This is a genomic window from Colwellia echini, from assembly GCF_002843355.2.
Lineage (GTDB): Bacteria > Pseudomonadota > Gammaproteobacteria > Enterobacterales > Alteromonadaceae > Colwellia > Colwellia echini.
In genome coordinates, this window is the sequence record NZ_PJAI02000015.1 from 68,157 (window position 1) to 81,327 (window position 13,171).

A 13,171-nucleotide genomic window follows, 5' to 3' on the forward strand; every position below is an offset into this window, starting at 1 on the left:
TACACTGCTAACAACAACTGTAGCCAATCGGGATTCAAATGAAGAATATAAACTTGTTATTAACTAGTAGCTTATTCATTGGCGTATTAGCTAGTTGTACTGGCGATAGTAACGAAAAATCTGCAAAAACTGTTAATCCAATCTCTGGCACAACGTCCTACACTACTCATAATATAATTAAAAAGGCGGTTTATCCTGTGACAAAAAAAGGCTCTGTAGTTGATAATTATTTTGGTACTGACGTTGCTGATCCGTATCGTTGGTTAGAAGATGATCGCAGCAAAGAAACAGGCGCTTGGGTTATAGCAGAGAATAATGCGACATTTGATTACTTGTCGCAAATTCCTTATCGCGAACAGCTGAAAGCACGATTAACTGAACTATGGAATTATGAAAAAATAGGCGCTCCCTTTAAAAAAGGTGACTATACCTTTTTCTATAAAAATAACGGCTTACAAAATCAATATGTTATTTATCGCCAAAAAGACGGTGGCCCTGAAGAGGTATTTTTAGATCCAAACACTTTCAGCAAAGATGGCACCACCTCAATGGGACAATTAACGTTTTCAAAAGACGGTTCTATTGCCGCTTACTCTATTTCTGAAGGCGGTAGTGACTGGCGAAAGATAATTATTATTGATGTTGAAACCAAAAAAGTATTAGATACGCCACTGGTAGATATAAAATTCTCGGGGATCTCTTGGTATAAAAATGAAGGGTTTTATTACTCAAGCTACGACAAGCCTGAAGGAAGTGAGTTATCAGCAAAAACCGACCAACATAAGCTTTATTATCATCAATTAGGTCAACCACAAAAAAACGACAAAGTTGTGTTTGGCGATACGCCAGAGCAAAAACGTCGATATGTCGGCGGTACAGTGACTGAAGACGATCGATTTTTACTTATCTCTGGGGCAAAATCAACATCAGGTAACGACCTTTACCTTAAAGATTTAAACAAAGTTGATAGCCCATTAGTGACCATTACTGAAAACCTTGATGCTGACACTAGCATTATTGAAAATGAAGGCGACACTCTCTTTTTAGTCACTAATTTCAATGCACCAAATAAAAAGATTATTAGCGTCAATGCTAAAGCGCCAACACCTGATAAATGGGTCGATTTTATTCCTGAAACTGAATATGTATTAAGTGCTTCTACAGGCGGTGGATTCTTTTTCGCCGAATATATGATTGACGCAATTTCTAAAATTTACCAATACGACTATCAAGGTAAAGCAATACGTGAAATAAAGTTACCTGGTGCAGGCAGCACTACGACTATTAAAGGTGATAAAGATCAATCAACGTTATATTACTCATTTAGTAACTACAAAACCCCTGGCACCATTTATAGCTACAATAGTGAGAATGGCGAAAGTGACATTTACCTAAAGTCTGGCGCTAAGTTTGATAGTGATGAGTATGAGTCGAAACAAGTCTTTTATCCATCAAAAGACGGCACTAAAATTCCGATGATAATTACCTACAAAAAAGGTATTCAACTTGATGGTAATAACCCAACAATTTTATATGGTTACGGTGGTTTTAATATCAGCTTAACGCCGTCATTTAGTGTTAGCCGAGCTATTTGGTTAGAGCAAGGCGGTATTTATGCAGTGGCTAACTTACGTGGCGGCGGCGAATACGGTAAAGAATGGCATAAAGCGGGCACCCAACTTAACAAACAAAATGTGTTTGACGACTTTATTGCTGCAGGTGAGTATTTAATTGCGCAAAACTATACATCGAGTGAATACCTCGCAGTTAATGGTGGTTCAAACGGCGGTTTACTAGTTGGCGCGGTAATGACCCAACGTCCAGAGCTAATGAGAGTTGCTTTGCCTGCAGTAGGTGTTTTAGACATGCTTAGGTATCACACCTTTACCTCGGGTGCTGGCTGGGCATACGATTACGGCACAGCTGAGCAAAGCAAAGAAATGTTCAATTATCTAAAAAGTTACTCACCAGTACATAACGTTAAAGCTGGGGTGAGTTATCCAGCTACTTTGATCACCACAGGCGATCACGATGACCGCGTAGTTCCAGCACACTCATTTAAGTTTGCTGCAGAGTTACAGGCTAAACAAGCCGGTGATGCACCAACACTCATTCGTATTGAAACCAATGCTGGTCATGGCGCAGGCACACCTGTTTCGAAAACTATTGAACAATACGCTGATATTTATGCGTTCACTTTGTTCAATATGGGCTTTACTGAACTACCTAAATAAACCAGCTCCATTAAATAGCTGGTTTATTATATACATAGAAAAATAGTCAAATATAAGGCATTTATTTTAGTAACTAGTAGTTCTAATTATTAAATAAATAACGACCTAGTTGGCTATTTTTTCAAGTACAAATGATCACAAATTTAATGCGGTTAATATTAAGCAAACCTGCAAGTTGAATGAATTTAACGACGCTTATTAAACGTTTTATTTAACGCTGAAAAATCATCAACTCGGTAGCCTTCTTCCACTGAAATATTAAATGTTTTATCGGCAATGATACGATCTTGATATTCAATTACGATGCGCCAAGGGCCAACTTTATCATCAATTGGCTCCCATATAGTATCACCTAAGAAAAAGTCCCAATCGTTTGTTTTAACATAAACTTCATCTTCAAAAGGTGCCATTACCTGCCCTTTTTTATCTAAGACATCTGGGTGATAAATAATAAAATTTAATTTACATCCTTTGCCTTTTTTAACATTGATTATATAACCAAACTCAATGTCTACTTCAGCCGGAATTTCAGTTGTAAACTTTTGAATTTTTGGTAAATCTTTGGAATTTGCATCCCATTCATTATAAATCCCGTAACTCTTCATTGAAAATTCTGGTTTAATTTTAGCCATATTTAAAATTACTTTTTATAACCTTCATTCTTTAACCATGCTCTTTGATTAGTGCCAAGAAAGGTTGCCCGTAACGTGATAATTTAACATCACCAATACCGCTAACGCTGAGCATTTCTCTAGATGTTTTTGGTTTTATTCTTGCTAATTCTGACAAGGTTGCGTCATTAAATACAATAAATGGTGCTATGTCTTCACCATCAGCAATTGCTTTACGCAATTCACGTAGCTTGGCGAACAAGGCGCGATCGTAACTTTTTTGCGGAGCTTTTTGCTGCCAGTAACTGGCTTTTTGTAAACGTGGACTGGCTAACATTAAAGGCACTTGTGCTTTTAATACAGCACCTGACGCTTGCGTTAAACACAAGGTTGATTGCTGCTCTATATCTTGCTGTAAATAACCTAGATGAATAAGCTGCCCAATAATTGAAAACCAGTAACCTGCGGTTTTACCTTTGCCAATACCGAAGGTAGATACTTGCTCATGCGCTAACTGCTTAATATTATCGTTAATATCCCCACGAAGTACGGCAATAACATGATTAATATCACCTTGTTGATCAATACGGTATACACATGACAATACTTTTTGTGCTTCAATCGTACCGTCAAACATACTTGGCGGATCAAGACAAATATCACAGTTGCCACAGCCCTTTTCAGTGTATTCAGCAAAATAGTTCAGCACCACTTGGCGACGACAAGTTTGCGCGCCAATAAAAGCATCCATTGCCGCAAAACGTTGCATTTCAACATTAACGCGCTGTGGATTATCCCCCTCGCTAATACGTTTTTTAATGCGATTCACATCTTTGTCATCTACCAAAAATAAAGCTTCGGCGTTTAAACCATCACGCCCTGCTCTACCTATTTCTTGATAATAAGATTCTAACGTACGTGGTGGCTCGTAATGAATAACATAACGGACATTGGGCTTGTTAATACCTAAACCAAAGGCTACAGTTGCCACTACAATTTGAATATTGTCTTTAGTAAACCCTTCTTGCACAATTGAGCGAATTTCATTTTCTAAGCCCGCGTGATACGCCGCACAATTAATGCCGCTCGCCGCTAAATATTTCGCTAATTTTTCAACCTGCCAACGACTATTACAATAAATAATACCGCTGTCTTCACCTTTTTGCTTTATATAACCCAATAACTGTTTCTCACCATTATATTTAGGTGCAAGGGTAAAGCGAATATTAGGTCGATCAAAACTATCAAGGTGAATATATGGGTTTGGCAACGCCAGCTGATTAAGAATATCTTTACGCGTGGTAACGTCTGCCGTAGCAGTTAATGCCATTACCGGTACATGAGGAAAATTTTGCTTTAAACACTGCAACTTGGTGTAGGCAGGCCTAAAGTCATGTCCCCACTGAGAGATACAATGTGCTTCATCAATGGCAAATAAACTTAACGGTAATTGGCTTAGGCTTTGTAAGAAGTAGTAATTTGTTAACCGCTCAGGTGCAACATAGAGTAATTTAATTTCGCCGTGCGCTAAGCGATCAAAAATATCGGTTATTTCGCTTTGTTCTAAACTCGAGTTAATAAAAGCTGCAGGAATACCTTGGCGAGTTAAGCCGTCAACTTGATCTTTCATTAAAGCAATTAACGGCGAAACCACCACGGTAACACCAGGCAATAATACCGCAGGTAATTGATAGCAGAGTGATTTTCCACCACCTGTAGGCATTAAAACAAGTGAATCTTGCCCGTGCATTAAGCTGTTGATAATTGCCGCTTGACCTTGACGAAAGCTTTCATAACCAAAATGATGTTTTAACGTATCAAGTAATAAGGTCATGTTTTCGCTACTAATATCTGTTTCAGAATTCGTTAGAGCATTGTTTACAGCACTTATTGCTGCGCGGCTTTGATTTTGATTGTTATCAACAGAGGGATTCAAGGAGGTTACGACTATTTTTCTTAGGAATAATACCGCTATTTTAACTCAGCAAAGCTGTGAAAGCCTAGCACTGAAAACGTTTTTTTATGGACCGTGATATTTAAAGACTGATATTCACTCTAAAAATATAGCTAGTGGCAGGTATATTCATATACATCATTGATGTATATGAATACTGATATGTATCAGAAAAAATATTTCTAATCTTCTAACTCAGCCCCAAACACTACCACTTGATTTCGACCATTTTCTTTCGCGCTATGTAAGGCGTTATCTGCATCATTCATTTGTTTTGATATAACCTCGGTACTGTCAAAAACAGCGCCAATACTTAACGCTATTGAAAGGGAATGATCTCCTGCAATGATATTTGATACGGCAATTTCGCGTCTAAAATCGTCTAATTTATTATATAAATTATCAACATCTAAACCATGCAGTAAAACCGCAAATTCCGCTCCTCCTAAACGAGCGGTAAGCCCAGAGCCAAAGTGCTTGCGAATATAGAGAGCAATAATTTTTAATACCTGATCACCAATATTATGGCCATAGTTATCATTAATTCGCTTAAAAAAGTCGATATCAATTACCGCTAAACAGTAGGGTACTTTTTTATCTATGTATTCTTTAATACGTCTTTCGGCATTATTAAAAAATGAACGACGATTAGCAAGTTCGGTTAAATAATCTATGTTGGCAGCATGCTGAATTTTAGAAATGTTATTCAAACTTTCTATGTTTTGCGTGATACGACAGTAAAATTCTTCAGGGCAAAAAGGTTTACGAAGAAAATCATCCGCGCCATTTTTAATAAATCGAGCCGAGTGAATACCATTACTAGCGCCAGAAATACCAATAACCGCAAGCTGTTCTCGCGTGTAAATACGGCGAATTTGGTTAGTTAGTTCAATACCGCCCATCACTGGCATTTCCATATCAGTAATGACCATTTTAATATTTTTATGGTCTTTTAATCGCTCTAACGCTTCCGCACCATTATTAGCTGTAACCACGGTAAAATTACGACGCTTTAATAATTCAACTATGTGTCTTCGCGCAGAAGATGAGTCATCAACCACTAAAATAGTACTGTTATGATTAACCTGTTGCCAATGTAAAATACGCTTTAAATACAGAAAAGCTTGGCTATTTTCTTTGGGGATATAATCAATAACAGGTTGGGCAAGAATTTTTTGACGGGTTTCGTCATCCATTTTACCGGTCATCACTAGGCTAGGAATACCATGAGATAATACATATGATATTGCCTCGCCGTCATTCGCATCGGGTAAAGCATAATCAATAGTTGCGGCAAAAAAGTTTTTATCTGTTGCTAAAATACTTTTTACTTGCGCTAAATTGGAAGCAATCACTACTTCAAATTTTAGTGATTGCGCTATTTGTTTAATAACGGTCGCAATAGGTTTACTGTCTTCTACTACTAATAATCGTTGAGACATCACATTACCTTTTTATTATATTTTTTATTGATGTGGGAGCGACCGATAAGTAATTAACTTTTTGCGTAAACAATACTGCTCGACGACAGGTTAACTACTACAGCGCTTGTAGGTTAGCATACTCCACCACTAACCACTTGCTACCAACCTCTTCAAAATTCACTTGAATTCGTGACTGAGCGCCACTGCCCTCATAGTTAAGTACCACACCTTCACCAAACTTGGCATGTTTCACCCGTTGCCCTAATTTAAAGCCTGTATTCTCAAAGGTTTCATGGGTAAAGGTATTGGAAAACTTACCAACACTACTTGGTCGTGTTACTTGCGATTGCATACGAATTTCTTCGGTACATTCTTCAGGTAATTCTCGTAAAAAGCGGCTCGCTTTATGAAATTTTTCTTGTCCATATAAACGACGACTTTCAGCGTGACATAAGTATAGCTTATTCATTGCCCTTGTCATGCCGACGTAACATAAACGTCGCTCTTCCTCTAATCGACCGATATCTTCTTGCGATTGTTGCGATGGAAACATACCCTCTTCAAGACCCGCAATAAACACTAAGGGAAACTCTAACCCCTTGGCTGAGTGCATAGTCATTAACTGTACTGCAGCTTCAAAATCATCCGCTTGCGACTCACCTGACTCTAAAGAAGCATTGGTTAAAAAGGCCGTTAACTTAGTTTGCTCTTCTTCAAGTTCAGGATCGCCAACAAACTCTTGGCAAGCAGTAACTAATTCGTTTAAGTTTTCTATGCGCTGTTCGGCACGTTCACCTTTTTCAGCTTGATACATGGCTTTTAAACCACTGTTATTAATAATATGGTTGGCCTGTTGGTCTAAGTCTAAATTAGCGGTATCATCTTCTAATTGTTCAATAAGTTGCATAAAACCTGTGATAGTTTTCGCACCGCGACCTTTTAATTGTTCTGCTTGAATTAATTGCTGACATGCTTGCCACATAGTTACTTCTGCGCCACGTGCTGCATCTCTAACAATGGATAACGTTTGATTACCAATACCACGAGTTGGCGTGTTAATCACTCGTTCAAAAGCTGCGTCATCATCGCGGTTATTGATTAAACGCATATAGGCTAGCGCATCTTTAATTTCTTGGCGTTCGTAAAAACGATGACCGCCATAAATTCTATAAGGTAAATGTGCTTGTAATAACGCCGCTTCAAGTAAACGTGATTGCGCATTTGAGCGATACAAAATGGCTATTTCATCAAGCTTTCCGCCATCGTCTTGCCATTGTTTTATACGTCCGGCAATAAAGCGTGACTCGTCAATTTCATTAAACGCTGTGTAAATTGATATTTTTTCTCCAGCATCACCATCAGTCCACAACTCTTTACCCATGCGGTTACTGTTATTACCAATTAACTGGTTAGACGCTTTCAAAATGTTGGCGGTTGAACGGTAATTTTGTTCTAAACGAATAGTTTGTGCGTCATCATATTCACGAACAAAGCGCTCTATATTTTCAATTTTTGCGCCACGCCAGCCATAAATAGATTGATCATCATCACCCACAATCATCACTTTACTACGCGCTTTGCCTAACATAGTTAACCATGCATATTGAATCGCGTTAGTATCTTGAAATTCGTCGACCAGAATATGACCAAATCGTTGTTGATAATGATCTAACAATGCCGGATTATTTAACCATAACTCATGAGCACGTAATAATAATTCAGCAAAATCGACTAAACCTGAACGATCACAGGTTTCTTGGTAAGCTTTGTATACTTTAAGGAATAGTTCTTCGGTTGGATCAAACTGTGCATCAATATGGCGTGGGCGTAATCCCTCATCTTTCATACCGTTGATATAAAGCGTAAATTTTTTAGGTGGCCATTTTTTTTCATCTAACTCAAGCGATCGAACAATTCGTTTAACCAAACGCTGCTGATCATCACTATCAAGCACTTGAAAGCTTTGTGGTAATTTAGCTTCTTGAAAATGCATACGCAATAAACGGTGCGCTAAACCATGGAAAGTGCCAACCCACATACCATGCGTATTACCATGTACTACTTGCTCAACCCGGGCACGCATTTCTGCCGCTGCTTTATTGGTAAAAGTTACCGCTAAAATACTGTGCGATGAAACCCCTTCAACTTGCATTAACCAAGCAATACGTTGCACTAACACTCGAGTTTTACCACTTCCTGCGCCAGCTAAAACCAGCATATTCTGCTTTGGTGCAGCAACAACATCACGTTGTTTGTCGTTAAGAGAGTCGAGTAATTCTGAAACGTCCATAGGGTTAAACCTTTATTTATACTGATTGAAAATAATTAATCGTATTGAAGTAAATTGATGAAGTAGTACTAAATAAAAAGCAAAAGTATATCACTCTTTATATGAAGCTGTCGCCATATGCTGTTTATTTTTACAGTACATAGTAACTAAGGTAAGCATAGTCTTATTTTTAAAGAGTTCTTTAAGACCAAGTTAGAATATAACTTAAATTAATAAGGCTGAAAGATCTTCCACGCGCGTTAATTCAATATGCGGTATTTGGTTTAATTTTTTACCAATACCATATTGTGGTAAATAAGCGGTTTGGCAACCCGCATTAAGGGCGCCATAAATATCAGCAAAACCACAATCACCCACATGTAATAACTGTTCTGGTTGAATAACTAACTGCTGACAAACCAAGTCGAACATGTCTGTTGCAGGTTTCTGTTTAAGTAAGTACTCACACTCTTTGTTGTTTCGGTAATCTTGATAACCCGCATGGTAAATATGCTGAAAGTAATGATCAATACCTAATGCTTTGGTATCAACGTTACCATTACTGATAGACACTATTGGGAAAACTTTACTTAAACTTTCTAGTAAATCGTGTGTTACTTGCGGCACAGTAAAGTCACTACGTAGTAAAATAAAGTAATCTAATCCTGCTTGCGCTTCTTGTTCTGCGACATCGGCAGCAATATTGTGCGCCAGAAAACCTAAACGGTAGGTCTCATATCTTATTTTTACCACATCGTGAGTAATTTCAGGCTGTGCTTGTACTACTTGCTCACGGTAAGGCGACCAAAAAGTACTATTAAATTTTTGTTCAGTGTCGAATGTTAGCTCAGGTAATAAAGTCGCAAATTTTTCCGCAAAATAAGCATTCATCTTTTTTTCAATGACTAGCATTACTGGACGGTTGTTATACAAAGTATCATCAAGATCGAAGCTAATCGCTTTGATTTGAGTTAAACGTCGGTAAATTTGCATCGTATAAATTCCTTAGTTAAAAGCTTAAATAAACGGCCAAGTAAAAGGATTAAATCGCTAAGTGTTGGTGTAATAATTTAGCTACTAAACGTTTAAATTGACTAAGTAACAAAGTATCCATACGAGGATCAAAATGTTGTGCATCTTCACTATTAATCGCGAGAAAACCAATTACTTGTTCATCGTGGCTTAACTTTATTAACACAACTGAACCTGAACATGGCTGTGAAAAAATAAGATTCTGCTCACTTTCTTGTAAACGACCAAAGTAATAATCATCATTAGTTAAGCGATTTTGCATCACCCCAGTACAGTCATTGGTTGATAAGCTTGGGTGTGTAAAGTCTACTTTATCACTAGGCGATAACCATAATTTAAAAGCTGAGAGTGATAATAATTCAGTGGTAGTTTGATGCAAACAATCAAGTAATTCTTCCGCTGATTTACAATCAAGTAAACGTAAATATAAATCACTATACAACACAAACAACTGCTCATTATGATTAGCCACCGACATTAACTGGGTAATTTCATCTTCTAAGCCATGTACTTTTTGGCGTAATTGTTGTTGCTGACGCTCAACTAAAGATACAGTACCACGTTGTTCATCATTAAGGCGTAAACCTGTCATTAAACTATTGTTACGATTAAAAAATTCGGGGTTATCTTGTAAATAACTCACCACTAACTCGTCGGTTAATGGTATTTCGTCGCTGTTAATGGCTTGTTGTAAATCATTCATTGTGCTGGATTCTTTGGTCATGAGAAATGCTTACTAAAATAAAAAAGGCTGATATAAATAGAATGTTAATTGACTATTTATTGTGATGATCAGTTTAAATTGATATTTGTCCATCATAGACATGTGTTGCTGGCCCAGACATTTTTACTGGATGACCAGGTCCTTGCCAGTAAATACGTAACTTGCCGCCAGGTAACTCTACGGTAACTTGTTTACCTAACTTTTTCTGCATGTAGCCAATAACCACCGCCGCACAAGCGCCACTGCCGCAAGCCATAGTTTCTGCTGCGCCACGCTCATAAACACGTAATTTAATATAATTAGGTGCAACAATCTCCATAAAGCCAATATTAGCATCTTCAGGGAAACGTTCGTGTAACGATAATTCTTTGCCGAGCGTTTCAACTGGTGCATCTAACACACTGTCTACGGTAACCACACAATGTGGGTTACCCATTGACACTACGCCACATAAAACCGTTTCGTTTTCACTGCGAAGAATATAAGTACCTTCGGCTTTTTGCGCAGTAAAAGGTATTTTACTCGGTTCAAATTGTGGCACAGGCATAGTGACTGAAATATTGCCATCACGTTCAATATTTAAATTCATTTTCCCAGTAGCCGTAGATACTTTAATTTTGTGTTTATTACATAAACCTTTCATCCGCACAAATTTGGCAAAGCAGCGCGCGCCGTTACCGCACATTCCTACTTCACTACCATCAGCATTATAAATGCGGTAATGAAAATCTAAATCAGGGTCGTAAGGAGGTTCAACGACAAGCAATTGATCAAACCCAACACCAAAATTTCGGTGGGCAAACTTAGCGATTTGTTCTGGCGATAAAAAAACATTTTGCGTGACATTATCAAGCACCAAAAAGTCGTTACCTAAACCATGCATTTTAGAAAAATTGACTAGCATTATTGTGGCTCTAATTCTTGAACGGTTGATGGACCCGTTTCTGATTCATATACTGGCTTTTCTTTGGTTTGACCTGCCTCTAAACTTTTTGGCATATCTGACGGAGCAACCAAGCCTTCTAACTCGTTCCAGCTTTGTTCAGTATTTTTTTCTTCGTTTAGTTCTTTGCTTTCGCTGCTATTTTCTGCCGCAGTTGCATCTGAAGAAACGGGCTCAGGCGGTGTTTGATATAAAGGGCCTTTTATACCACAAGCCGTTAAAAAAAGAGTCGCAGAAAAGGCCAGTAAAAGTGATTTAAGAGATAACTTAAAATGTAAATAACGAGAAGTATTGCTACACATGATGATTTTTGCCGTGAATTTCGTTTAAAGCATAGTTTTAAACCATGCTCTATCTATATTTTTTTTGTCTGATTACTATTATACTCACATGCTTATAAACAATTATACCAATTATGATAAGTTTATTTTCGAATAAAGAGTCAATAAAACCTTGGTTAATTTAGCGTTTAACTGATGGTTTAGCTAAGGGCTTAACTTAAGTTTTCACTTAAGGTTTAACTAAGCCGAATAACTTTCTTTAAAGGACAGGCAATGAACGATAGCCAATACAACATAATAGCCGAAGATTTACTTCTAGCGGTAGAAGAAGCCATTGAAGACTCTGGCGTTGATATAGATTACGAAGGTGTCGGTGGATTATTAACGCTGACCTTTAAAAATGGCACTAAAGTTATTATTAACAAACAAGCTCCGTTAAAAGAAATATGGGTCGCCACTAAATTTAATGGTCACCACTTTGCTTACACCGACGGTGTTTGGATAGATAAACGCGGTGGTGATGAGTTTTGGGAATTTTTATCAAAAGCCGTCAGCATACAAGCTGAAACTGAATTAACACTTGCTGCAGAGTAACAAGCTTACATTTGTACAAATAAGTTTTCACCCTATATTAAATCTGAAAAGATTAAATCGAACAGCATTAAATAAACCGGATATAACAAATGAATAACACCACAGTACGCATTGCTACCCGTAAAAGCGCCCTCGCCTTATGGCAAGCAGAATACGTAAAAGCACAACTTGAACATTTTCATGCCGGTATTACTGTTGAATTAGTACCCATGACCACTAAAGGCGATGTTATTTTAGACACGCCATTAGCCAAAGTTGGTGGTAAAGGGTTATTTGTTAAAGAACTTGAAGTTGCCATGCTTGAAGATCGCGCAGATATTGCAGTGCATTCAATGAAAGATGTTCCAGTAGAATTTCCTGAAGGTTTGGGTTTAGAAGTTATTTGTCCGCGTGAAGATCCCCGTGATGCTTTTGTTTCAAATTCTATTAAATCATTAGCCGATTTACCTGAAGGTGCCATTGTTGGTACTTCAAGTTTACGACGCCAGTGTCAATTAAAAGCAAATCGCCCCGATTTAGACATTCGAGATTTACGCGGTAATGTAAATACTCGTTTGCGCAAATTAGATGACGGTGAATACGACGCCATTATTCTCGCTGCTGCAGGTTTAATTCGTTTAAAAATGAGTGACCGTATTCAACAATTTATCGAACCTGAAGAAATGCTTCCCGCCAATGGCCAAGGCGCTGTAGGTATTGAATGTCGTAGTGATGATGAAAATATTAAAACCTTATTAGCTCCATTAGAATGTAGCGCAACTCGTATACGTGTTTTAGCTGAGCGAGCAATGAACAGAGCCTTGCAAGGTGGCTGTCAGGTTCCTATTGGTAGTTACGGCGTAATTTCAGCAGATGGGAAAGACCTTTATTTACGCGGTTTAGTTGGTGCAGTAGATGGCAGTGAAATGATTGAAAGTGAAATTACCGGTCCTGTTGAAGACGGTGAAATTCTTGGTAATAAACTAGCACAAGAGTTACTTAGCCGTGGCGCAGATAAGATATTAACGCAAGTTTATGCTGATAATGACATCTAAAGCGATTAGTTAGCTTGATACCTTATTCAAAATAACTTGTTCAAAATTGTTTAATAATAACTTAAGAGTAA

The 13,171-nt window shown here is 37.8% G+C and carries 11 protein-coding genes; 3 read left to right on the forward strand and 8 right to left on the reverse strand.

What is annotated here, in order from left to right:
* Nucleotides 1-38 precede the first annotated feature (38 nt).
* Nucleotides 39-2,234: a prolyl oligopeptidase family serine peptidase gene (locus CWS31_RS12830; protein WP_101342652.1), complete on the forward strand. Its 2,196-nt coding sequence runs from the start codon at nt 39-41 to the stop codon at nt 2,232-2,234.
* Between the two features lie 185 nt (nt 2,235-2,419).
* Here CWS31_RS12830 and CWS31_RS12835 read toward each other — a convergent pair whose 3' ends face one another.
* The 8 genes from CWS31_RS12835 to lptM all read right to left on the reverse strand — a co-directional run bounded on the left by CWS31_RS12835 (nt 2,420) and on the right by lptM (nt 11,493).
* Nucleotides 2,420-2,866 (reverse strand): DUF3859 domain-containing protein, encoded by a 447-nt coding sequence (locus CWS31_RS12835; protein ID WP_101342653.1) that lies wholly within the window; start codon nt 2,864-2,866, stop codon nt 2,420-2,422.
* Nucleotides 2,867-2,897: 31 nt separating this feature from the next.
* Nucleotides 2,898-4,679: a DNA helicase RecQ gene (recQ, locus tag CWS31_RS12840; RefSeq protein WP_101342685.1), complete on the reverse strand. Its 1,782-nt coding sequence runs from the start codon at nt 4,677-4,679 to the stop codon at nt 2,898-2,900.
* Between the two features lie 302 nt (nt 4,680-4,981).
* A complete protein-coding gene (locus CWS31_RS12845; protein WP_101342654.1) occupies nt 4,982-6,241 on the reverse strand; it encodes a diguanylate cyclase in 1,260 nt (419 codons plus the stop codon).
* A gap of 97 nt (nt 6,242-6,338) precedes the next feature.
* A complete protein-coding gene (uvrD, locus tag CWS31_RS12850) occupies nt 6,339-8,513 on the reverse strand; it encodes a DNA helicase II (RefSeq protein WP_101342655.1) in 2,175 nt (724 codons plus the stop codon).
* Nucleotides 8,514-8,717: 204 nt separating this feature from the next.
* A complete protein-coding gene (locus tag CWS31_RS12855) occupies nt 8,718-9,485 on the reverse strand; it encodes an HAD-IA family hydrolase (RefSeq protein ID WP_101342656.1) in 768 nt (255 codons plus the stop codon).
* A gap of 49 nt (nt 9,486-9,534) precedes the next feature.
* Nucleotides 9,535-10,248, reverse strand: a complete 714-nt coding sequence (locus CWS31_RS12860) for a DUF484 family protein (RefSeq protein ID WP_246143522.1) — start codon at nt 10,246-10,248, stop codon at nt 9,535-9,537.
* 73 nt (nt 10,249-10,321) lie between these two features.
* Complete coding sequence (gene dapF / locus CWS31_RS12865; protein WP_101342658.1) at nt 10,322-11,152, reverse strand: diaminopimelate epimerase; 831 nt, start codon at nt 11,150-11,152, stop codon at nt 10,322-10,324.
* Complete coding sequence (gene lptM, locus CWS31_RS12870) at nt 11,152-11,493, reverse strand: LPS translocon maturation chaperone LptM (protein ID WP_101342659.1); 342 nt, start codon at nt 11,491-11,493, stop codon at nt 11,152-11,154. The genes dapF and lptM overlap by 1 nt, the downstream gene beginning before the upstream one ends.
* A gap of 252 nt (nt 11,494-11,745) precedes the next feature.
* On the opposite strand from lptM, the gene cyaY reads away from it, so the two are divergent.
* Together cyaY and hemC are read left to right on the forward strand one after the other, a co-directional pair.
* Nucleotides 11,746-12,066, forward strand: coding sequence for an iron donor protein CyaY (gene cyaY, locus CWS31_RS12875; RefSeq protein WP_101342660.1), 321 nt, complete (start codon nt 11,746-11,748; stop codon nt 12,064-12,066).
* Between the two features lie 89 nt (nt 12,067-12,155).
* The gene (gene hemC, locus CWS31_RS12880) at nt 12,156-13,100 is read left to right on the forward strand and encodes a hydroxymethylbilane synthase (RefSeq protein WP_101342661.1); all 945 of its coding nucleotides are present in this window, start codon (nt 12,156-12,158) and stop codon (nt 13,098-13,100) included.
* Nucleotides 13,101-13,171: the final 71 nt, after the last annotated feature.

Coding starts and splice junctions, on each gene's coding strand:
- cyaY (WP_101342660.1), top strand. CDS start 11,746: ATGAACGATAGCCAATACAACATAATAGCCGAAGATTTACTTCTAGCG.
- CWS31_RS12835 (WP_101342653.1), bottom strand. CDS start 2,866: ATGGCTAAAATTAAACCAGAATTTTCAATGAAGAGTTACGGGATTTAT.
- lptM (WP_101342659.1), bottom strand. CDS start 11,493: ATGTGTAGCAATACTTCTCGTTATTTACATTTTAAGTTATCTCTTAAA.
- CWS31_RS12845 (WP_101342654.1), bottom strand. CDS start 6,241: ATGTCTCAACGATTATTAGTAGTAGAAGACAGTAAACCTATTGCGACC.
- CWS31_RS12830 (WP_101342652.1), top strand. CDS start 39: ATGAAGAATATAAACTTGTTATTAACTAGTAGCTTATTCATTGGCGTA.
- uvrD (WP_101342655.1), bottom strand. CDS start 8,513: ATGGACGTTTCAGAATTACTCGACTCTCTTAACGACAAACAACGTGAT.
- CWS31_RS12855 (WP_101342656.1), bottom strand. CDS start 9,485: ATGCAAATTTACCGACGTTTAACTCAAATCAAAGCGATTAGCTTCGAT.
- recQ (WP_101342685.1), bottom strand. CDS start 4,679: ATGACCTTATTACTTGATACGTTAAAACATCATTTTGGTTATGAAAGC.
- hemC (WP_101342661.1), top strand. CDS start 12,156: ATGAATAACACCACAGTACGCATTGCTACCCGTAAAAGCGCCCTCGCC.
- dapF (WP_101342658.1), bottom strand. CDS start 11,152: ATGCTAGTCAATTTTTCTAAAATGCATGGTTTAGGTAACGACTTTTTG.
- CWS31_RS12860 (WP_246143522.1), bottom strand. CDS start 10,248: ATGACCAAAGAATCCAGCACAATGAATGATTTACAACAAGCCATTAAC.